At 68.1% G+C, this 21,263-nt stretch carries 22 protein-coding genes; 9 read left to right on the forward strand and 13 right to left on the reverse strand.

The features are described 5' to 3' along the window. Positions 1-23: 23 nt before the first annotated feature. Entirely contained in the window at positions 24-1,025 is a 1,002-nt protein-coding gene (locus tag AC0KS4_RS16255; protein WP_225327683.1) for a YihY/virulence factor BrkB family protein, read from the forward strand. Here the strand turns inward: AC0KS4_RS16255 and AC0KS4_RS16260 are convergent, their stop codons facing one another. Further along, positions 1,026-1,265 carry a DUF3039 domain-containing protein gene (locus tag AC0KS4_RS16260; protein ID WP_225327682.1) on the reverse strand — a complete coding sequence of 80 codons (240 nt, stop codon included), beginning with the start codon at positions 1,263-1,265 and terminating at the stop codon, positions 1,026-1,028. It lies immediately after the preceding gene. 69 nt (positions 1,266-1,334) lie between these two features. On the opposite strand from AC0KS4_RS16260, the gene AC0KS4_RS16265 reads away from it, so the two are divergent. The 3 genes from AC0KS4_RS16265 to AC0KS4_RS16275 all read left to right on the forward strand — a co-directional run bounded on the left by AC0KS4_RS16265 (position 1,335) and on the right by AC0KS4_RS16275 (position 3,724). Beyond that, positions 1,335-1,781 carry a DUF3099 domain-containing protein gene (locus tag AC0KS4_RS16265; RefSeq protein ID WP_238956385.1) on the forward strand — a complete coding sequence of 149 codons (447 nt, stop codon included), beginning with the start codon at positions 1,335-1,337 and terminating at the stop codon, positions 1,779-1,781. A 134-nt stretch (positions 1,782-1,915) separates the two neighbouring features. Next, positions 1,916-2,905 carry a sigma-70 family RNA polymerase sigma factor SigB gene (gene sigB, locus AC0KS4_RS16270; protein ID WP_050782802.1) on the forward strand — a complete coding sequence of 330 codons (990 nt, stop codon included), beginning with the start codon at positions 1,916-1,918 and terminating at the stop codon, positions 2,903-2,905. Positions 2,906-3,034: 129 nt separating this feature from the next. After that, the gene (locus AC0KS4_RS16275) at positions 3,035-3,724 is read left to right on the forward strand and encodes a metal-dependent transcriptional regulator (RefSeq protein WP_225327679.1); all 690 of its coding nucleotides are present in this window, start codon (positions 3,035-3,037) and stop codon (positions 3,722-3,724) included. Positions 3,725-3,744: 20 nt separating this feature from the next. On the opposite strand, the gene AC0KS4_RS16280 is transcribed toward AC0KS4_RS16275, so the two are convergent. Continuing rightward, positions 3,745-4,806, reverse strand: coding sequence for a DUF4192 domain-containing protein (locus tag AC0KS4_RS16280; RefSeq protein WP_238956386.1), 1,062 nt, complete (start codon positions 4,804-4,806; stop codon positions 3,745-3,747). Between the two features lie 113 nt (positions 4,807-4,919). Here AC0KS4_RS16280 and sthA point away from each other — a divergent pair, with 113 nt between their 5' ends. Further along, a complete protein-coding gene (gene sthA, locus AC0KS4_RS16285) occupies positions 4,920-6,335 on the forward strand; it encodes a Si-specific NAD(P)(+) transhydrogenase (protein WP_238956387.1) in 1,416 nt (471 codons plus the stop codon). Here the strand turns inward: sthA and AC0KS4_RS16290 are convergent, their stop codons facing one another. Beyond that, on the reverse strand, positions 6,336-7,172 hold the full coding sequence (locus AC0KS4_RS16290; protein ID WP_238957335.1) for a trypsin-like serine peptidase: 837 nt from the start codon (positions 7,170-7,172) through the stop codon (positions 6,336-6,338). A 229-nt stretch (positions 7,173-7,401) separates the two neighbouring features. On the opposite strand from AC0KS4_RS16290, the gene AC0KS4_RS16295 reads away from it, so the two are divergent. The 3 genes from AC0KS4_RS16295 to AC0KS4_RS16305 all read left to right on the forward strand — a co-directional run bounded on the left by AC0KS4_RS16295 (position 7,402) and on the right by AC0KS4_RS16305 (position 10,200). Continuing rightward, positions 7,402-8,373, forward strand: a complete 972-nt coding sequence (locus AC0KS4_RS16295) for a proteasome assembly chaperone family protein (RefSeq protein ID WP_225327675.1) — start codon at positions 7,402-7,404, stop codon at positions 8,371-8,373. Positions 8,374-8,434: 61 nt separating this feature from the next. Continuing rightward, positions 8,435-9,466, forward strand: coding sequence for an alpha/beta fold hydrolase (locus AC0KS4_RS16300; RefSeq protein ID WP_225327674.1), 1,032 nt, complete (start codon positions 8,435-8,437; stop codon positions 9,464-9,466). Between the two features lie 47 nt (positions 9,467-9,513). Continuing rightward, positions 9,514-10,200 (forward strand): PhzF family phenazine biosynthesis protein, encoded by a 687-nt coding sequence (locus AC0KS4_RS16305; protein WP_238956388.1) that lies wholly within the window; start codon positions 9,514-9,516, stop codon positions 10,198-10,200. Positions 10,201-10,224: 24 nt separating this feature from the next. On the opposite strand, the gene AC0KS4_RS16310 is transcribed toward AC0KS4_RS16305, so the two are convergent. From AC0KS4_RS16310 to AC0KS4_RS16320, 3 genes are all read right to left on the reverse strand, one after another. After that, positions 10,225-10,710, reverse strand: a complete 486-nt coding sequence (locus AC0KS4_RS16310; protein WP_238956389.1) for a peroxynitrite isomerase — start codon at positions 10,708-10,710, stop codon at positions 10,225-10,227. Between the two features lie 45 nt (positions 10,711-10,755). Continuing rightward, positions 10,756-11,220, reverse strand: coding sequence for a transcriptional regulator NrdR (nrdR, locus tag AC0KS4_RS16315; RefSeq protein ID WP_008258565.1), 465 nt, complete (start codon positions 11,218-11,220; stop codon positions 10,756-10,758). A gap of 152 nt (positions 11,221-11,372) precedes the next feature. Further along, the gene (locus AC0KS4_RS16320) at positions 11,373-11,867 is read right to left on the reverse strand and encodes a LysM peptidoglycan-binding domain-containing protein (protein ID WP_238956390.1); all 495 of its coding nucleotides are present in this window, start codon (positions 11,865-11,867) and stop codon (positions 11,373-11,375) included. A gap of 293 nt (positions 11,868-12,160) precedes the next feature. Here AC0KS4_RS16320 and lexA point away from each other — a divergent pair, with 293 nt between their 5' ends. Then, the gene (gene lexA, locus AC0KS4_RS16325) at positions 12,161-12,874 is read left to right on the forward strand and encodes a transcriptional repressor LexA (RefSeq protein WP_225327670.1); all 714 of its coding nucleotides are present in this window, start codon (positions 12,161-12,163) and stop codon (positions 12,872-12,874) included. Between the two features lie 10 nt (positions 12,875-12,884). Here the strand turns inward: lexA and AC0KS4_RS16330 are convergent, their stop codons facing one another. The 7 genes from AC0KS4_RS16330 to miaA form a co-directional block, all read right to left on the reverse strand. Further along, positions 12,885-15,089, reverse strand: a complete 2,205-nt coding sequence (locus tag AC0KS4_RS16330; RefSeq protein WP_238956391.1) for an LGFP repeat-containing protein — start codon at positions 15,087-15,089, stop codon at positions 12,885-12,887. Between the two features lie 178 nt (positions 15,090-15,267). Beyond that, positions 15,268-15,414, reverse strand: a complete 147-nt coding sequence (locus tag AC0KS4_RS16335; protein ID WP_225327668.1) for a hypothetical protein — start codon at positions 15,412-15,414, stop codon at positions 15,268-15,270. A 147-nt stretch (positions 15,415-15,561) separates the two neighbouring features. Further along, positions 15,562-16,722, reverse strand: a complete 1,161-nt coding sequence (locus AC0KS4_RS16340; RefSeq protein ID WP_225327667.1) for an acyl-CoA dehydrogenase family protein — start codon at positions 16,720-16,722, stop codon at positions 15,562-15,564. Positions 16,723-16,840: 118 nt separating this feature from the next. Next, on the reverse strand, positions 16,841-17,839 hold the full coding sequence (locus tag AC0KS4_RS16345; protein ID WP_238956392.1) for an IS481 family transposase: 999 nt from the start codon (positions 17,837-17,839) through the stop codon (positions 16,841-16,843). Between the two features lie 130 nt (positions 17,840-17,969). Next, on the reverse strand, positions 17,970-19,409 hold the full coding sequence (gene hflX / locus AC0KS4_RS16350; protein WP_225327666.1) for a GTPase HflX: 1,440 nt from the start codon (positions 19,407-19,409) through the stop codon (positions 17,970-17,972). Positions 19,410-19,461: 52 nt separating this feature from the next. After that, positions 19,462-20,340 carry a diaminopimelate epimerase gene (gene dapF, locus AC0KS4_RS16355; RefSeq protein ID WP_238956393.1) on the reverse strand — a complete coding sequence of 293 codons (879 nt, stop codon included), beginning with the start codon at positions 20,338-20,340 and terminating at the stop codon, positions 19,462-19,464. Between the two features lie 4 nt (positions 20,341-20,344). Continuing rightward, on the reverse strand, positions 20,345-21,262 hold the full coding sequence (miaA, locus tag AC0KS4_RS16360) for a tRNA (adenosine(37)-N6)-dimethylallyltransferase MiaA (RefSeq protein ID WP_238957336.1): 918 nt from the start codon (positions 21,260-21,262) through the stop codon (positions 20,345-20,347). Position 21,263 lies beyond the last annotated feature (1 nt).

Genomic DNA, 21,263 nt, shown 5'->3' on the forward strand with positions numbered 1-21,263 from the left:
ATCTTCGGTAATGCTGGACGGGTATGAGCGATCAGGTCGCAAAACCATCGCGCCACCACATCTGGCGAATCACCCTGAGGGCTCTTTCCAAGAGTTGGGACGACTCGATCTTTTCCGAGTCGGCTCAGGCGGGTTTTTGGTCGGCGTTGTCCCTGCCGCCGCTGCTGCTTGGGATGCTGGGCACCATGGCCTACGTGGCGCCGCTGTTCGGGCCGGACATGCTGCCCAACATCCTGCGGCAGCTGATTTCGACCGCGCACAGCGTGTTCTCCCCCAGCGTGGTCAACGAGATCATCGAGCCGACCGTCCACGACATCGCCAACAACGCCCGCGGTGAGGTGGTGTCGTTGGGTTTCATCATCTCGCTGTGGGCGGGGTCGTCGGCCATCTCGGCGTTCGTCGACTCCGTCGTCGAGGCGCACGACCAGACGCCGTTGCGCCATCCGGTGCGGCAGCGCTTCTTCGCGCTGTTCCTCTACGTCGTGATGCTGGTGGTCGTGGTGGCGACGGCGCCGCTGGTGGTGGTGGGCCCGCGCAAGGTGGAAGAACACATCCCGCTCGGCCTGTCCAACGTGCTGCGCTACGGCTACTACCCGGCGCTGATCATCGGCCTGACGCTCGGGGTGATGATCCTCTACCGGGTCGCGCTGCCGGAACCGCTGCCGTCACACCGGCTGATCCTCGGCGCGATGCTGGCGACCACGGTGTTCGTCACCGCCACCCTGGGCCTGCGGTTCTACCTGAGATGGATCACCAGCACCGGCTACACCTACGGCGCGCTGTCCACCCCGATCGCTTTCCTGCTGTTCGCCTTCTTCGGCGGCTTCGCGATCATGCTCGGCGCCGAGCTCAATGCCGCCGTCCAGGAAGAGTTCCCCGCGCCCACCACGCACGCCCACCGGGTGCGCACCTGGTTGTTCTCCCGTTCGCCCGCCCTGAAGCGGACGGTGGAGACGCTGGCCAGCCCGATCGCGAATCCCGCAACGCAACAACGCGATACCGCGCCGGCGAAGCCGCCCGGGTGATCAGCCCTTCTTGAGCCGGTCGTAGATCTGCTTGCACTCCGGGCAGACCGGCGAGCCCGGCTTGGCCGCCTTGGTGACGGGGAACACCTCGCCGCACAACGCCACGACGTGGTTGCCCATCACCGCGCTCTCGGCGATCTTGTCCTTCTTGACGTAGTGAAAATACTTGGGTGTGTCGCTGTCGGTCCCGTCGTCGACGCGTTCGTCGGTATCGGTGCGCTCGATCGTCTGGGTCTGCATACCTGACATTCTTGCACTGCCCGGCGCGCTGCGAGCTGCCCCGAAACCGGCCAAGCCGAAATCCGCCAGGTGTGGGACAGTGGAGAAATGAAGCACGGCTCCGAATCGGGGTTCGACGGCAGCTTCGATGACTTCGACGGCAACAAGGGCCGCCCAGTGCTCATCACCGCCGCCGAGCCCTCCTATGAGGAGCAACACCGCGCGCGGGTGCGTAAATACCTGACCCTGATGGCTTTCCGGATTCCGGCGCTCATCCTCGCCGCGCTCGCCTACGGCGCCTGGCACAACGGTTTGATCTCGCTGGCGATCGTGGCGGTGTCCATTCCCCTGCCGTGGATGGCCGTGCTGATCGCCAACGACCGGCCGCCGCGCCGCCCCGACGAGCCTCGCCGGTTCGACAATGCCCGCCGGCGCACCCCCCTGTTCCCCCGCGCCGAACGCCCGGCGCTCGAGGCTCCGCTACACCCCCAACCGGGGTGGCCTCCCGACCCGCGGGGCGGAACCGACCGCGGCTAGCGGTCGTTGCGTGTCAGGTGCGTCGTCGCGCACTTCTCAGGACATTCTCAGGTCTGCGGCACATTTGTGCACGTCAAGACGTGTGAGATGGGGAACCGCTGGGAACTCTGAAACCTGATCGGTCGTTGAACTCGATGACAGTACAAGCCGAACGGGAGGTCGCTATGGCGAACGCCAGCACGAGCAGATTTGACGGCGATCTGGATGCTCAGAGTCCCGCGGCGGATCTAGTGCGTGTGTATCTGAACGGAATCGGTAAGACGGCGTTGCTGAATGCGGCGGGGGAAGTCGAACTCGCGAAGCGCATCGAAGCCGGGCTCTATGCCGAGCACCTGCTCGAAACGCGTAAGCGCCTCGGGGAGAACCGTAAACGCGATCTAGAGGCCGTGGTGCGCGATGGTAAGGCGGCGCGCCGTCATCTGCTGGAAGCGAACCTGCGCCTGGTGGTGTCGCTGGCCAAGCGGTACACGGGCCGCGGCATGCCGCTGCTGGACCTGATCCAGGAGGGCAACCTCGGATTGATCCGCGCGATGGAAAAGTTCGACTACACAAAGGGATTCAAGTTCTCGACCTACGCCACCTGGTGGATCCGTCAGGCCATCACCCGCGGCATGGCCGACCAGAGCCGCACCATCCGGCTGCCCGTCCACCTGGTGGAGCAGGTCAACAAGCTGGCGCGCATCAAGCGCGAGATGCACCAGAACCTGGGCCGCGAGGCCACCGATGAGGAACTGGCCGCCGAATCCGGCATCCCGGTCGACAAGATCAACGACCTGCTCGAGCACAGCCGCGACCCGGTGAGCCTGGACATGCCGGTCGGCTCCGAGGAAGAAGCCCCGCTGGGCGACTTCATCGAGGACGCCGAGGCGATGTCGGCCGAGAACGCGGTGATCGCCGAGTTGCTGCACACCGACATCCGCAGCGTGCTGGCCACGCTCGACGAGCGCGAGCACCAGGTGATCCGGTTGCGGTTCGGCCTCGACGACGGCCAGCCGCGCACGTTGGACCAGATCGGCAAGCTGTTCGGGCTGTCCCGCGAGCGGGTCCGCCAAATCGAGCGGGACGTAATGTCCAAACTCCGCAACGGGGAGCGCGCCGACAGGCTACGGTCATACGCGAGCTGACAACTCACTCAAGCTAGGTAGCAGCCGGTATGCCCGCCGCGTCAGCGGCGGGCATACTGCTTGCCTGGGAGGCGTTACACCCATTCACGCAGCTGGCCAAGTAGACTCAGCGTCGATGGAAGGTGCTGAATGAACGACCTGGTTGACACCACCGAGATGTACCTGCGGACCATCTACGACCTCGAAGAAGAGGGCGTGACGCCGCTACGTGCCCGAATCGCCGAACGCCTCGATCAGAGCGGGCCGACTGTCAGCCAAACCGTGTCCCGCATGGAGCGCGACGGGTTGCTCCACGTGGCCGGTGACCGCCACCTCGAGCTCACCGACAAGGGCCGGGCGCTGGCCGTGGCCGTCATGCGCAAGCACCGCCTCGCCGAGCGATTGCTGGTCGACGTCATCGGGGTGCCCTGGGAAGAAGTGCACGCCGAGGCGTGCCGCTGGGAGCACGTGATGAGCGAGGAGGTCGAGCGGCGATTGGTCAAGGTGCTCAACCACCCGACCACGTCGCCCTTCGGCAACCCGATCCCCGGGCTTCTGGACCTGGGTGTGGGCCCCGAGTCCGGCGCCGAGGAGTCCATCCTCGTCCGGCTGACCGAGTTGCCCCCCGGCTCCCCGGTGGCCGTCGTGGTCCGGCAGCTCACCGAACACGTCCAGGGCGACACCGGCCTGATCACCCGCCTCAAGGACGCCGGCGTGGTTCCCAACGCGCGCGTGACCGTCGAGACCGGCCCCGCCGGCGTGACCATCGTCATCCCGGGCCACGAAAACGTCACCCTGCCCCACGAGATGGCCCACGCGGTCAAGGTCGAAAAGGTCTGACCCACCCCGTCGCCTCCCGGCTAACCCGCCCTGCGGCCGAACGGCCGCCGCGGCGGTAGCCGCACCCCGAACTGCTTGGCCAGCCGATACCCGGTCAGCGCGAGATCCCGGATGTCCTCGGGCCGCAGACCCGACTGCAACGCGGTGTCCAGCATGCCCGCCATCCGATGCCCGGGCTCACAACGCAGCGCCTCCTGCAGCGACACCCCCGCCAATGGACCGTCGCCGCGCGCGTACGCGCTGAACGCGAGCAGGACCAGCGCCTCGACCCGCCACGGCGCCGGCAGGGTGCGCGAAAGCACCGCCCACAGCGACTCGACGTCGTCGGCGCCCTCGCCGACGGCCAGCGCGTACAGGATGTCGCGGACCTGCGGATCGCTCAGCGCGCAGCCCAGCGCCGCCAGTTCGGCGTCGGACAGCGATTCGCCCGAGGCGACCCGGGCGGCGGCCGCCATCGCGCTCTCCACGTCGCCGCGGGTGCAGCGGACCGGGTGCGCGCGATGCGCGGCGCGGCGCCGGGCGGCCTGCCGGCCGACCGCGCCGGCCAACGCGGCGCTGCGCTGCGGATCGTCGGGCGCGATGACCGCCTGCAGGTCGGCGCGCCGCGGGTAGAGCCGCCTGCCCTCCAACACCGCCGCGGCCGCCAGCGGCGACGCCGACGGGTCCTCGACGAGGCCGCTCGACCCGCAGCCCTCGACACAATGCCAGCGCCCGCCCAGGGCGACCCGGTCGACCACGTGGGTGGCCCACAGCTCAATGCCGTGCTGCGACAAGGACTCTGCGAGCGCCTCACACAGCTGCCGGTACTCCTCGTTGCAGCTGGGGCAGTGCGCGCCGTCCGCGTCGACGATCACCGCGATGACGGCCTCGGGCCGGGCCGCGGCGGCGACCTCCGCGAGATGACCGACCCGGTCGACCAACTCCTCGGAGAGGTCGACCCGCATCACCGACCCGAGCTGCCGATCGTCCAAAGACACTAGAACCAATGAATTTTCGGGAATGAAGCCGAGAACGGCGGGCAGCGCGGCGATGAGTGCGCCGGGGCGGGAAAGCTCGAAGTCGGGTCGGGGATGCGTGGTCATGAGCACCAACGCTGACGGCCGCCACCGTCAGCCGGTGCTCGCGCGCCCCGGCGCGGCGGCGGAGCTGTGGATGAACCCGGCACTGTGAGTTGTGCTGCTCTACTGTTTAGCCCATGGGCTCGGCGCAAGAGTACGACATGGTGGTCATCGGTTCGGGGCCCGGCGGGCAGAAGGCCGCCATCGCCTCGGCCAAGCTGGGCAAGTCGGTCGCCGTCGTCGAACGCGGCCAGATGATCGGCGGCGTGTGCGTCCAGACCGGCACCATCCCGTCAAAGACGTTGCGCGAGGCGGTGCTTTACCTCACCGGGATGAGCCAACGCGAACTCTACGGCGCGAGCTACCGGGTGAAAGAGAAGATCACCCCGGCCGATCTGTTGGCCCGCACCCAGCACGTGATCGGCAAGGAAGTGGACGTGGTGCGCAATCAGCTGATGCGCAACCGCATCGACCTGCTGATCGGTCACGGGCGATTCGTCGACCCGCACACCATCGAGGTCGAAGACCCGTCACGGCGCGAAAAGGTAACCATCAGTGGCAAATACATCGTCATCGCCACCGGCACCAGGCCCGCGCGGCCGTCCGGCGTCGAGTTCGACGAAGAGCGCGTGCTCGACTCCGACGGGATCCTCGACCTCAAGACGTTGCCCACCTCGATGGTGGTCGTCGGCGCCGGCGTGATCGGCATCGAGTACGCCTCGATGTTCGCCGCGCTGGGCACCAAGGTCACCGTGGTGGAAAAGCGCGACGACATGCTGGACTTCTGCGACCCCGAGGTGGTCGAGGCGCTGAAGTTCCACCTGCGCGACCTGGCGGTGACGTTCCGGTTCGGTGAGGAGGTGACCGCGGTCGACGTCGGCTCGGCGGGCACCGTCACCACCTTGGCCAGCGGCAAGCAGATTCCCGCTGAGACGGTCATGTACTCGGCCGGCCGGCAGGGGCAGACCGACCATCTCGACCTGCACAACGCCGAGCTCGAGGCCGACAACCGCGGCCGGATCTTCGTGGACGACTATTTTCAGACGAAGGTGCAGCACATCTACGCCGTCGGGGACGTGATCGGTTTCCCCGCGCTGGCCGCGACCTCGATGGAGCAGGGGCGGCTCGCGGCCTACCACGCGTTCGGGGAAGCGTGCGACGGCATCACCGAGCTGCAGCCGATCGGCATCTATTCGATCCCCGAGGTCTCCTACGTCGGCGCCACCGAGGTGGAGCTGACCAAGGACGCGATCCCCTACGAGGTCGGGGTGGCCCGGTACCGGGAGCTGGCACGCGGCCAGATCGCGGGGGACTCCTACGGCATGCTCAAGCTGCTGGTGTCCACCGAGGACCTCAAGCTGCTCGGCGTGCACATCTTCGGCACCAGCGCCACCGAGATGGTGCACATCGGGCAGGCGGTGATGGGGTGCGGGGGCACGGTGGACTACCTGGTGGATGCCGTGTTCAACTACCCCACGTTTTCCGAGGCCTACAAGGTGGCCGCGCTCGACGTGATGAACAAGGTGCGCGCGCTCAACCAGTTCCGGCGCTAGCTAGCAGGCGTCCTGCAGGTCGCTGGGGATCGGGTCGCCCGGGCCACCGGCTTCGGCGCGGGCCAGCAGCTCGGCGGTCTGGCCGTCGAACGGCGCCGAGTACGAGATGTCCGCGGCGCACCCACCGCGCTCGAGACCGCCGATCAGGCCGGTGACCGTGGTGCCGCTGACCCAGGGCGCGCCGCTGGTGCCGTCCACCAGACCTTCGCACGCCAGCGCGGGGAATCCGCTGTCGCTGACCGAGGTGCTGCCCTGACATCCGATGGGCGCCCCGCCCACGCCGACCGGATACCCCAGCACGGTCACGCGACTGCCCGGCGGCGGCGTCACGCCCAGCGTCAGCGCCAAACCGGCGCGGGACTCGACGTCGGCGCCGGTGTCGTTGCTGACCCGCGCGATCGCGTAGTCGGCGTGCGGATCCTTGCTGGCGACCCAGCGGGGATCGAGGTAGACCGCGTCGGCCTTCCACACGTCGGTGGGAGCGGGCGCGGCGTCGCCGGCGAAACCGGGAACGAAGGTGATCAGCGACGCTCCGGCCAGGCAATGCGCCGCGGTCATGATCAGGTCCCCGCCCTTCGAATGCACCACCGAACCGGTGCAAACGTGGAGCGGGCCGCCGTCGATGAAGATCGCCCCGATGCGCCGGTCCGGCTCGACCGGGCCCGCAACCGCCTTCTGCTCGGGCTGGCTGAGCCGCTGCACCGGGCCACCGGTTCGCGGCGCCGACACCGGGGCGCCCGACACCTGCTCGATGGGCCGGTGACACGACGTCAGCGACGTCGCCACCCCCACCACCGAGCAGAGCACCAGGATCGGTATGCGCATCGCCTTCATCATGCCCGACGGTGTGGCGGCGAGCCGACTTCCGCGCACTGCGCTGCGCGAAGGCGTTTGCTGACGCACCGGCCGGGCCCCCCGATATGTTCTCACCGGATTACGGCTGAGAATTATCGCGTTCCAGGGTGCGGACGGGGAACCGAGTTCGCTGTTCGATGTGGGTGCCGCCTGATTCGGGGGACAATTGGTAGGGCACCCTGGAGAGACGCCCGACAGGAGGCGATCGAAGATGGATCACCATCAAGACCCAGGTGATCAGTACCAGCCGGGGCAGCCAGGCATGTACGAACTGGAGCTGCCGGCGCCGCAGTTGTCGACGTCCGACGGCCGCGGCCCCGTACTCGTGCACGCCCTGGAGGGCTTTTCCGACGCCGGTCACGCCATCCGGCTGGCGGCCTCGCACCTCAAGGCGGTGCTGGATACCGAGCTGGTCGCGTCCTTCGCGATCGACGAATTGCTGGACTACCGCTCACGGCGGCCGCTGATGACCTTCAAGACCGATCACTTCACCAACTATGACGATCCGGAGCTGAGCCTCTACGCGTTGCGCGACACCGTCGGCACCCCGTTTCTGTTGCTGGCGGGCATGGAGCCGGATCTCAAGTGGGAGCGCTTCATCACCGCGGTGCGCCTGCTGGCCGAGCGCCTCGGCGTGCGCCAGACCATCGGCCTGGGCACCGTCCCGATGGCGGTTCCGCACACCCGTCCGACCACCATGACCGCGCACTCCAACAACCCGGAGTTGATCGCCAATTTCCAGCCGTGGATCGCGGAGATCCAGGTCCCCGGCAGCGCGTCCAACCTGCTGGAATACCGGATGGGCCAGCATGGCCACGAAGTGGTCGGCTTCACCGTGCACGTCCCGCACTACCTCACGCAGACCGATTACCCGGCCGCCGCGCAGGCCTTGCTCGAGCAGGTCGCCAAGACCGCGTCCCTCGAGCTGCCGCTGACCGCGTTAACCGAAGCGGCGGAGGTGATTCGGGCCAAGATCGACGAGCAGGTCGAAGCGAGCGCAGAGGTCGCTCAGGTGGTGGCCGCGCTGGAGCGCCAGTACGATGCCTTCATCGACGCTCAGGAGAACAGGTCGTTACTATCACGCGACGAGGATCTGCCGAGCGGCGACGAGCTAGGCGCAGAATTCGAGCGATTTCTGGCCCAGCACGCGGAGAAGAAGTTCGACGACGACGACCAGGCCTGACCCCGGGCCCAAACCCCCAGCCACACCGCCCTTAGCCCGGCCCGACAGCAAGGTTGGCCCTATGACCGAGCGGAAGCGCAAGAACACGCTCCGCCCGGTGCGTGAAGTGACCGCACCCAGACTCGAGTTCCGCACCATCCACGGTTACCGCCGCGCATACCGCATCGCGGGCTCCGGGCCGGCGATCCTGCTGATCCACGGCATCGGCGACAACTCCACCACGTGGAATGCCGTGCAGGCCAAGCTCGCCCAGCGCTTCACGGTCATCGCCCCGGACCTGCTGGGCCACGGCCGATCCGACAAGCCGCGCGCGGACTACTCGATCGCCGCATACGCCAACGGGATGCGCGACCTGCTCAGCGTGCTCGACATCGAGCGCGTGACCATCGTCGGTCATTCGCTGGGCGGCGGTGTGGCCATGCAATTCGCCTACCAGTTCCCGCATTTGGTGGAGCGGCTGATCCTGGTGGGTGCCGGCGGCGTGACCAAGGACGTCAACTTCGTCTTGCGGTGGGCGTCGCTGCCGATGGGCAGCGAAGCCATCGCCCTGCTGCGATTGCCCCTGGTGCTGCCGGCGGTTCAGGTCGTGGGCCGCGTCCTGGGCGCCGCGTTCGGCAGCACCGGGCTGGGCCGCGACCTGCCCAACGTGCTGCGGATCCTCGATGACCTGCCGGAACCGACGGCGTCGGCGGCATTCAGCCGGACCCTGCGGGCGGTGGTGGACTGGCGCGGTCAGATCGTCACCATGCTCGACCGATGTTATTTGACCGAAGCCATCCCGGTGCAGATCGTCTGGGGCACCAAGGATGTGGTGGTTCCGGTGCGGCACGCGTGGATGGCCCACGCGGCGATGCCCGGTTCGCGGCTCGAAATCTTCGAGGGCTCCGGCCACTTTCCCTTTCACGACGATCCGGCCCGCTTCATCGATGTCGTCGAGCGCTTCATGGACTCCACCGCCCCCGCCGAATACGACCAGGCCGCCCTGCGCGGGTTGCTGCGCACCGGCGGCGGCGAGCAGGCCGTCACCGGCCCGGCCCGCGCCCGCGTCGCCGTCCTGAACGCCATGGGGTCCGACGAACGCAGCGCCACCTGATTCCACCGTGATCGAGACCGCCGGGTTCGGGGCCGTACAGTCGGGCCATGGGTATCGACGTCACGGTGTTGCGGGTGTTCACCGATGCGGACGGCAATTTCGGCAATCCGCTGGGCGTGGTGGATGCCGGCCAGGTGCGGGTCGCGGACCGGCAGCGGTTGGCCACCCAATTGGGCTACAGCGAAACGGTTTTCGTTGACCTTCCGGCCGCGGGCTCGGCAACCGCGCACGCCACGATCTACACGCCCCGGACGGAGCTCCCGTTCGCCGGGCATCCGACGGTCGGCGCCTCGTGGTGGCTGCGGGAACACGGTTCACCGATCAACACGCTGCAGATACCGGCGGGCATCGTGCAGGTGGGCTACGACGAACACCACACCCGCATCAGCGCCCGCGCGGAGTGGGCACCCGAGTTCGCGCTGCACGAATTCGGTTCGGCCGACGATGTTCTCGCCGCCGACCCGACGGACTTTCCCGACGACACGGCGCACTACCTGTGGGCCTGGACCGACCGGGCCACCGGGTCGCTGCGGGTGCGCATGTTCGCCGCCAACCTCGGCGTGCCCGAAGACGAGGCCACCGGTTCGGCCGCGATGCGGATCACCGACTACCTGAGCCGAAACCTGCGGATCACCCAGGGCAACGGCTCCGTCATCGAAACCACCTGGAGCGCCGAAGGGTGGGTCGCGGTGGCCGGACGGGTGGTCAATGACGGTGTGCGACAGGTGGGCTGACGATGGGCCGCGGGTGGTGAACGCTCAGCGCTGCCGGCGCAACACCGCGGCGAGGTGGTCCTGCAGCGGCTGGCCGACCGCGCCCATTTGCACCGAGTAGGACAGCTCGTCGCCGTCGATGCGGAAGGAACGGCCAAGTCCCGTCACCTCTTTGGCGGTGGGCGTCAGGCCGACGGCCGTGGTGGCCATCTGCATTTCGATGACGTCGCCGGTGACCGAATAGGTGCCGACCTCGATCTCGGTGATGCCACTGGGATGGGCCAGCACCAGTTCGACGCGGCCCGGTTGCGGCACGCGAAGATATCCCGTCTCGGCGTGTAACGGCTTGCCGTCGGCCACCGCCTTGGTTTTCTGGGCGTAGGCCAGAAATGGTTTGCCCACATGGGCGAACGTGACCTCTTCGAGGTAGTCGAACGGCGGGATCGTCGGGTATTTGCCCGCACCCTGGCCGACCCAGGTGCCCAGGAGCGGGGCCAGGGCCGCGAGGTCGGGATGCAACTCAGGGGGCATGCACCGAGCCTAGCGGGCCGCCCAGCGAGCGCCCGGCGAGATCCGTCAGCCCGGAGTGGCCACTCCGCGGTGCTCACGAAGCGCCTGGATCTCGCGCTCGAAGTCGTCCGCGGATTCGAAAGAGCGATACACGGAGGCGAACCGCAAGTACGCCACCTCGTCGAGATCACGCAACGGCCCCAGGATGGCCAGGCCGACCTCGTGGCTGGGGACCTCCGGGGAAGCCACGGCGCGCACGGTGTCTTCGACCTGCTGGGCCAGCAGATTCAGCGCGTCGTCATCCACCTGACGGCCCTGGCAGGCCCGTCGGACTCCGCTGATGACCTTTTCCCTGCTGAAGGGCTCGGTGACGCCGCTGCGCTTGACCACCGCCAGGACCGCGGTTTCCACGGTGGTGAAACGTTTTCCGCACTCGGGGCACGACCGGCGGCGCCGGATCGCCTGCCCCTCGTCGGTTTCGCGCGAGTCGATCACCCGGGAATCCGGGTGGCGGCAGAAGGGACAGTGCATGACCGCTCCTTCACCGTGCCGACAACGGGGTACCGCAGAACTTTGAGCGTACCTGTGCGCTGACCTGCGCGGCTAACGGAGCCGCCGTCCGCGGGGCCGCGCCACGCGCGCCGGCCGCGTGCCGGGCCGGACCCGTTGTCGCACAACGGCCGTCAGCCGATCGGAGCGATCAGCGTTTGGCCCGCAACCAGCGTCGGCGAGTTCAGGTCGTTGAGCTCACGGATGCGGTCGGCCACCTGGGCGGCCGGCGCGTCGGGCGCCACGCGGTGAGCGACATCCTGCAGCGACTCCCCCGCGTCGACCCGCACGACGGCGAGCCGGTTCGGTACGGGCGCGGCCGAATTCGTCGAGTCACCGTTGAGTACCTGCCCGACATTCGCGACGAGACCCAGCCACAAGGTGATCGCCCCGGCGGCCAATGCCAGACCGACCGTCGTCAGCCACGTGACGGAGCGCCTGCGGTGCGGGGCGACCGACATCGCGACCCCGGTGCCGTAGTAACGCGTCGGCGCGCCCGCCGGCCGTGCCGGCGCGGGACGCCGCGAGCGGGCCAGCCCGTCCCTGCCGTACCGAACGCCCTGCACCGGTCCGTTGATCGGGCGCCGAAGACTGCTGGTACGCGGCGCAAGCGTGTGGATGATTGTCATCTGCGTTCCTCCGGTCAACTAGCTCTCGCTCGTGTGTTCGACTCTAATCGCTCGTGTGTTCGAAACCCGAACATTTGAGCGAAGCGTGTCGCACGAGCAAAACGCTAGATCACGCCACCGACAACTCCGTCGGCCTCTACCACTGTCACGAGGCACAAATACCCGATCTCGGCAAGAGTTACACATTTGTGATTCGGCCGATGGCGGCGTCTTTCCGGCCACGGCGCGCCGGGGCGACACGCAAGTCGAACACATGTTTGATTCTTGTCGGCGGTGCCGTTACATTCAGTGTCATGGGCGACAGCAACGACACTTCCCCGAACGACACCGGCCCGGCCGGAGCGGGCGGCCGGCTGCACTCCGTGGATTCCGCGCTGACCGAACGGCAGCGGACCATTTTGAATGTCATTCGCGCCTCGGTGACCAGCCGCGGCTATCCCCCGAGCATCCGGGAGATCGGCGACGCCGTCGGGCTGACGTCGACGTCCTCGGTGGCCCACCAGCTGCGCACGCTGGAACGCAAGGGGTATTTGCGCCGCGACCCCAACCGCCCACGGGCGGTCGATGTCCGCGGCGCCGACGACGACGTGGCGGCGCCCGCCACCGAGGTGGCCGGGTCGGATGCGTTGCCAGAACCGACGTTCGTCCCGGTTCTGGGCCGTATCGCCGCCGGTGGACCGATCCTCGCCGAAGAGGCCGTCGAAGATGTGTTCCCGCTGCCGCGTGAGCTGGTCGGCGAGGGCACGCTGTTCCTGCTCAAGGTGGTGGGTGACTCGATGGTGGAGGCCGCGATCTGTGACGGCGACTGGGTGGTGGTGCGCCAGCAGAACGTCGCCGACAACGGCGACATCGTCGCGGCGTTGCTGGACGGCGAGGCGACCGTCAAGACGTTCAAACGCGCCGGCGGTCAGGTGTGGCTGATGCCGCACAACCCGGCGTTCGACCCCATCCCGGGCAACGACGCGTCCGTGCTGGGCAAGGTCGTCACGGTGATCCGCAAGGTCTAGCGACCGGCGGCTAGTCGGCCCTGGTGAAGCCGTTGGCCAAGGCGACCTCTTCGCTGGACAACCAGATCTCGGGGAGCGTGTCCTGGTACAGGTCGCTGCCCGGCGTGTAATACAGGCCGTAACGAGCGCTCGCCTTGATCGGGTAGCCGTCGGGCGCCTGGTACGGGTCGTCGAGCGGCAGATGGATGGTCGGACGCCCATCCGGGCCCGCCAGCCCGTTGTCCGCGCCGTCTTCCTCGTCCGCGGCGGCGTGCCGCCCGCCGGATCGCTGCGCCGCGCCGGCGGCGAAGGCCGCGGCCTCGGCGGCCCCGGACACGTCGGGCTCCGCCGTGACACCCTCTTCGGGTTCGACTTCCGCATCCAGCACGGCGACGTCGGGATACTCATCCTCGGGGCCGGCGGTTTCCAGGGCACCGGTCACGGCCTCGGCGTCCGGCGGGGTGTGCGGAACGGCGACGTCGGGATACTCGTCCTTTGCGTACTCGTCCTCGACGTAGCCGGCGTCCGCGTAGTCGGCGTCGACGTAGGCGGCGTCATCCGCGGTCTCGGACTCGGCGACCTCGGGAACGGCGTCGGTGTAGTCGGTGTAATCGGCTTCGGCGTCGGGATAGTCGGCCTCCGACAGCATCTCCTCCGACACGACGGGGATGGAGTCGGTGTCGATCGCGTCGGGGTCCTCCTCCTCGAGCCCGTATTCGCTCTCCGTCGGAACCTGACGCTGCCAGCTGACCCGCGCGGTGGCCGCGGCCTCCGTCGGCCGCTCGGGTTCGTGCGACCCGCCGAGCGCGAAATGCTCGCTCGCGAGGTCGGGTTCCTCCGGCCCCCAGGGCGCGTCGGCCGCGTCATAGCCGTGATCGGGCGCGTAGCCGGCGGCATCCTCGCTCCCGGAGCGACGCCGGCGCCATGCGAACAGCACCCACACCAACACCACCAGCAGCACCAGGACCGGTATCGCGGCCAGCCACCACCACGAATGCCCGCCGAATTTGTTGGCGTGGGACGGCATGGCCGCATTGCTCGGCTGGTTCTGACCCGACACCTGCAGTCCGCTCAACAACGGCGCCAGGTTGGACGGATCCGTGCTGAACGTGTTCTTCGCCCGGTTCCACGAAATCTTGCCGCCGGTGAACTGCTGGGAGATCACGTCGCCGTCCACGGCCTGGTCGCCGACCGGCGCCCCCAGTTTGCCGGCCGGACCGCGAAGTTTGTCCCAGGCGGCCTTCATCGCCCCGCGCACGACGAACGCGCCGTGCTCGGCGGTCCGGAAGATCACCGGCTTGTCGGTGGCCGAGAAGGTGCAGATCCGGCTGGAAGGACCGATTCCGCCGTCGGTTTCGTTGGTGACGGGGAAGCCGAGGTCGCTGCCGACAGGCCCGCCGAGCGACTCGTATTTGGACAGTATGTCGGTCTCGAGGGCGTTCGCACCGGTAGCCGGGGTGAAGAACACCTTGCCGCCGGCGAAGTTCTGGACGATGCCGTCACCGCCGATGGGGGTCTGCCCGCCCTGCTTGGCGCCCAGCGGTCCGTTGGGCCCCCCGGCCGCCCGCCAGGCCATGTTGATGGCCGCGGTGGGATCGATCGCGACCTGCAGGCCCTTCAACTGGTCGGCCAGCCCCGGCGGTTCGGTGGTGAACTCCTTGGTCTGCCGGTTCCACGAAAGCTGTCCGCCGCTGAACTTCTGCGAGGACACCTCGCCGTTGTAGGTCTCGTCGCCGACCGGCACACCGAGCACGCCGCCCGAACTGCCGAGCTTGTCCCAGGCGGAGTTGATGGCGCCGCGCACCACGTACGGGCCGTGCTCGGGCGTCCAGAAAATGACCGGCTTGTCGGTGGCCGAGAAGGTGATCACCCGGCTGTCGGGGCCGGCCAGGCCCGGCACTTCGTTGATGGCCGGGAAACCCAGATCGCTGCCGGCCGGCCCGCCCAGCATCTCGTATTTCTCCAGGATGGGCCCGTAGGCGAATTTGGCGCCGGTGGCCGGGGTGAAGAACATCTTGCCGCCGTCGAAGTTCAGGGCGAACCCGTCTCCGGCGGGGTAGACATCGCCCTTGCGGGGGCCGAGCGGGGACGTGTCGCCGCCGGCCTTTTCCCACGCGGCCATCATCGCCGCTTCGGCGTCGCCTATCGGGCTCGCGGTGGCGGCGGGCGCCAGCAATACGGCGGCCAGTGCTGTGGTCGTCAAGCTGACCAGCGCGCTTCCGATCAGCTTGCGCATGTGACCTCTGTGCACCTTCACCAAGCCTTCCAGCCTCCGGATACGGCTCTATCTGCGGCTATGCCCTTACCTGCATAACCGGCGAGCGGGCCGTTCTTCCGCGGGGAATGGACCCGCGCACGATCCGCCTTATCGCCGGGCTCGCACAACTTTGCTCCTGCCAACAAGAAATGCGAAGTCAAATCACGAATTTTACAAAAAGGGATACCACACCGATGTCGAAATGATGCCGGGCCACGGCCAAACCGCGACAAACCATGCCACCACCCCAGCGCCGTTGCGAATAGCGCACCGAAAGCCGATCGCGACCGTGGTCGTCGTGCACGACTTCCAAACTGCGGACTCGCACAGCGGAATTGCGCGCACCGAGGTTGCTGCTGGCGCACGAAGCGACCTCGGCGGCGCAGATAAAGGCAATGCCGTTACCGGCGACGGTGTTCGCCGCCCGGATGACGGTCCACCAAACGAAAGGCTATACCCCGAGGCCGCGGCCGATTATTTCCTTCATGATTTCGGTCGTGCCGCCGTAGATGGTTTGCACCCGCGCATCCAGATAGGCACGGGCGACCGGGTATTCGCGCATGTAACCGTAGCCGCCGTGCAATTGCAGACAGCGGTCGATCAGGTGCACCTGCTTTTCGGTGGAGTACCACTTGGCCATTGCCGCCTGTTCGGCCGTCAGCTTGTGGTCCAGGTGCAGGCGGACGAATTCGTCGACCATCATGCGCACCACGGTCGCCTCGGTCGCCAGCTCGGCGAGCACGAAGCGGCTGTTCTGGAAGCTGCCGATCGGCTTGCCAAAAGCCTTGCGCTCCTTGGTGTATTGCAGCGTCTGCTCGAGCACCTGCTCCATCGCCGCGGCCGCCATGATGGCGATCGAGATCCGTTCCTGAGGCAGGTTCTGCATGAGGTAGATGAACCCCATGCCCTCTTGGCCCAGGAGGTTTTCGGCCGGCACGTGCACGTCGGTGAATGACAGCTCCGCCGTGTCCTGCGCGTCCAGCCCGATCTTGTCCAGGTGCCGGCCGCGCTCGAAGCCTTCCATCCCGCGTTCGACGGCGAGCAGGGAAAAGCCCTGCGCGCCCTTGTCCGGATCGGTCTGCGCGACGACGATCACCAGGTCGGAGTTGATTCCGTTGGTGATGAACGTCTTTGAACCGTTGAGCACATAGTGGTCGCCCTGCTTGACCGCGCGGGTCTTGATGCCCTGCAGGTCACTGCCGGTGCCCGGCTCGGTCATCGCGATCGCCGTAATTAGTTCTCCGGTACAGAATTTCGGCAACCAGCGCTGCTTCTGCTCCTCGGTGGCCAGGGCCAACAGGTACGGCGCCACGATGTCGTTGTGCAGGCCGAAACCGATGCCGCTGTAGCGGCCCGCCGTGGTCTCCTCGGTGATGATCGTGTTGTACCGGAAGTCCGGGTTGCCGCCGCCGCCGTACTCCTCGGGCACCGCCATGCCGAGGAAGCCCTGCTTGCCGGCCTCGAGCCACACACCGCGGTCGACGATCTTGGCCTTCTCCCACTCGTCGTGGTACGGCGCGACGTGGCGCTCGAGGAAGCCCCGGTAGGACTCACGGAACAGGTCGTGCTCTGACTCGAAAAGAGTGCGCTGGTATTTGATGGCGCTGCTCATGGAAAGACCTCCGGCGACTGGGATTTCTGCAGCCCAACATATACCAACCGGACGGTTGGTCGGCAGCTGGCGGGTCGGCGGCGGCGCTGCGGCGGCGGTGGGCTGCGGGAATCGGCGGCTAGGTGTGATGTCCAGGGAGGTTGGTCAGTCGGGTGACCGGTGGCTGGCCTCCGATGGCGGAGTGGGGTCGGTGGTGATTGTAGAAGTGCAGCCAGCCGGCTAGAGCGGTGTCGCGCTGTTGGGTTGATTCGTAGAGTCGAGCGTAGGCCCAGCCGTCGGCCAGAGTGCGGTGGAATCGCTCGATCTTGCCGTTGGTCTGCGGTCGGTATGGACGGGTTCGCTTCGGGGTAATGCACAGCTCGGCGCAGGCATCACGCCATGCGTAGGACTTGTAGGCCGAGCCGTTGTCTGAGAGGACTCGTTCGACGGTGACGCCGTGGTCGGTGAACCACGCCACGGCGCGCTGCAGCACGCCGATCGCTGTGACCGCCTTCTCGTCCGCGCAGATTTCGGCGTAGGCCATCCGGGAATGATCGTCAATGACGGTGTGCACGAACGCCGTTCCGATCCGGGGGCGATAGTCCTTGCCGCGCTGGCCAGTGCGCCGGGCGGTCTGTCGGGCGTTGTGCTTGCTGATTTGTCGGCTCACGAACTTGTGCCCGCCGCCGTCGGGGATGTTGCCGAACTTGGTGACGTCGACATGGACCAGCGCTCCGGGCGAGGCGTGCTCGTAACGACGCAATGGCTCGCCGGTGACGCGGTCGATGTAGGACAGCCGGTTGATACGGCAGCGGGTCAACACCGCATGCACGGTCGAGGCCGGCACACCGAGCCGGCCAGCGATCTGTACTGGACCAAGCCGGTGACGCCACCGTAACCGCACGATCCGCCGCACCATGCGTGGCCCGGTCCTGGTCGGGCTGACACGGGGCCGCGAGCTGCGATCGGCCATCCCGGCCACCCGTTCGGTTCGAAATCGGTCGGCCCATTTCTTGGCGGTTCGTGGGGCGACCATGAACATCTTGGCTGCCGCGGCGTAGGTCCAGCCCTGCTCGACGACGAGGCGAGCAAGCCTCAAACGAGCGCGTGGCGTCAAAGCAGCGTTAGCGTGGGACACGAAGGCCTCCTGGTTGATGAAGCGGTTTCTAGACAGCTCCACTTCATAACCGGAGGCCTTCACCTGTCACACAGGCTCACCGATACCAAACGGGACAATGTCCCTGGACATCACAGCTAGGCCGGGCCGCTCAGTGGGCGGCGAATTCGCGCAGCCGGCCGGCCAAGGCGACCGGAACCCGGGCCTTGATCCGGGTGCCCTCGGCGTTGTGCTCCTCCTGCTGAACGCGCCCGTCGGCGTGCAGGCGGGCCACCAGGTCCCCGCGGTGATACGGGATCACCACGTCCACGGCGGTGTCGGCGGGAACGGCCAGCTCGGCGATCCGCCGGCGCAGGGCGTCGATGCCCTCGCCGGTGCGCGCGGACACGAAGACCGCGCCCGGCAGCGCGTGGCGGAGCTTGGCCAACGCCACATCGCTTGCGGCGTCGACCTTGTTCACCACCAGCAGCTCGGGCGGCGGCGCGCCGTCATGGTCGGCGATAACGTCGGAGACCACCTGCCGCACCGCGTTGATCTGCGCCAGCGGGTGGGCGTCGGAGCCGTCGACGACGTGCACCAGCAGGTCGGCGTCGACGACCTCCTCCAGCGTGGAGCGGAAGGCCTCGACGAGCTGGGTGGGCAGGTGCCGGACGAATCCGACGGTGTCGGTGATCGTGTAAGCGCCGGCCGCCTTGGAATCGGGGTCGAACTCGGCGCGGCGGGTGGTGGGCTCCAGGGTGGCGAACAACGCGTCCTGCACCAGCACGCCCGCCCCGGTCAGCGCGTTGAGCAGGCTGGACTTGCCCGCGTTGGTGTAGCCGACGATGGCGATCGACGGCACGTCGCTGTGTAGCCGCCGACTGCGCTGGGTGTCGCGGACCTGCTTCATGTCCTTGATCTCGCGGCGCAGCTTCGACATCCGCTCGCGGATGCGCCGCCGGTCGGTCTCGATCTTGGTCTCACCGGGGCCGCGCAGGCCCACGCCTCCCCCGCTGCCGCCGGCGCGGCCACCGGCCTGCCGCGACATCGACTCACCCCAACCGCGCAGCCGCGGCAGCATGTATTCCATCTGGGCCAGCGACACCTGAGCCTTGCCCTCCCGGCTGGTGGCGTGCTGGGCGAAGATGTCCAGGATCAGCGCGGTGCGGTCGATGACCTTGACCTTCACCGCCTTCTCCAGCGCCGTCAGCTGCGCCGGCGACAGCTCACCGTCGCAGATGACGGTGTCGGCGCCCGTCGCCAGCACCACTTCGCGCAGTTCGGCGGCCTTACCCGAACCGATGTAGGTCGACGGGTCGGGCTTGTCGCGGCGCTGGATGAGCCCTTCGAGCACCTGGGAGCCGGCGGTTTCGGCCAGCGCCGCCAGTTCGGCCATGCTGGCCTGGCTGTCGGCGGCGGTGCCGTCGGTCCACACGCCCACCAGGACGACCCGCTCGAGCCGAAGCTGGCGGTACTCGACCTCGGTGACGTCGGCGAGTTCGGTCGACAGGCCGGCGACGCGGCGCAGCGCCGACCGATCCTCGAGGGCGAGTTCGCCCGTACTGGGCTCCGTGACCGTGGGAGCGTGATCGCGAAATTCGGGATGTGTCATAGGCAATAAGAGATGATGCACGCAAAGTCGGTGTCGCGCATCTGAATTAACGCTACTGTTCGCGCCACCATTCCTCGCTGATTTCTCCTTGGGCCACCAGTACCGACGGCCCCCGCAGGTAGCTGGTGGCGTCGGTGATGGTGACGACGACCTCGCCGCCCGGCACCCGAACGGTCAGCGTGCCGGTGTCCGCGCCGGCGCCGGCCAGCGCGGCGACCGCGGCCGCGACCGTTCCGGTGCCACACGAGCGTGTTTCGCCCACTCCCCGCTCGTGGACGCGCATGTGCACCGCCCCGTCGGCCGGTGCGGTGAGGATCTCGACGTTCACCCCCTCGGGGAATTGGGCGGGATCGAAACTCACCGGCGCGGCCACGTCCAGCGCCGCCAACGCGTCGACGGTCAGGTCGGGGTCGACGCAGGCCAAATGCGGATTGCCCACGTCGATCGCCACGCCGGAAAACCGGCGGCCGCCCACCGTCGCTTCAAAGGCCTGTCCCCCGCTGCCCAGCGTGTTGGCCTTGCCCATGTCGACGCTGATGTCGGCGGTCGCCGCGTCGACGCGATGCACGGTGACCAGGCGTGGACCGGCCAGCGACCCGACCACGAAATCGTCGCGGCCCTCCAGGCCGCTGGCGCGCAGGTAGTGGGCGAAGACCCGCACGCCGTTGCCGCACATCTGGGCGATGGACCCGTCCGCGTTGCGGTAGTCCATGTACCAGTCGTCGGCGGCCACCCCGTCGGGCAACCGGTCGAGCACGCCGGCCGCGGCGGCGGCGCCGGCCGTGGTGACCCGCAGCACCCCGTCGGCGCCCAGCCCGCGTCGCCGGTCGCAGAGCGCGGCCACCCGCGACCCGGTCAGGCACAGCTCGGCCTGCGGGTCGGGCAGCACCACAAAGTCGTTCTGGGTGCCGTGGCCCTTTGCGAATTTCACCTGTTCAGGATACGTGCCGCCACGCGTGCACCGCGCCGTCGACGAGCCGGGCGCGATCGGCGGCGTCCAGCCACTGCACGCGGTGGTCGCGGCGAAACCAGGACCGCTGCCGTCGCACGTAGCGTCGGGTGCCCACGAACGTCTGCTCCCGGGCCTCGCGGAGTCGATCCGGACCGCCGCCGGCATCGAGCGCCGCGATCACCTGCGCGTAGCCCAGGGCCCGCGAGGCGGTGACCCCGTCGCGCAGGCCGCGCTCGAGCAGCGCGGTCACCTCGCCGACCAGGCCGTGGTCGAACATCGCGTCGGTCCGCTTGGCCAGCCGGTCATCGAGAATCGTTGTGTCACAATCCAACCCGATGATGACCGTGTCCCACCGGGGTGCGCCGATCCGCGGCGCGGAGGCGGCGAACGGCTGTCCGGTCAGCTCCACCACTTCCAGGGCCCGCACCGTGCGCCGGGCGTCGGTGGGCAGGATCGATGCGGCCGCGGCGGGGTCGCGACGGGCCAGCTCGGCGTGCAGCTCACCGACCCCGACCTCGGCCAGCCGCCGCTCCCAGCGGGCCCGCACCGCGGGATCGGTGGCGGGAAACGACCAGTCGTCGAGCAGCGACTGGATGTAGAGCATCGAGCCGCCGACGATGATGGGCACCGCGCCGCCGGCCGCGATCGCTTCGATGTCCGCGGCGGCGGCGCGCTGATAGCGGGCGACGGTCGCGGTCTCGGTGACGTCGAGGACGTCGAGCTGATGGTGCGGAATGCCGCGGCGCGCCTCGACGGGCAGCTTGGCGGTGCCGATGTCCATGCCGCGATAGAGCTGCATCGCGTCGGCGTTCACGATCTCCGCGCCCAGCCGCTCGGCGATGTCGAGGGCCAGCTGCGACTTGCCGCTTCCGGTGGGGCCGATGATCGCCAGTGGTCGCACG

It is taken from the genome of Mycobacterium sp. NTMscope_MAC_12 (genome assembly GCF_976985675.1).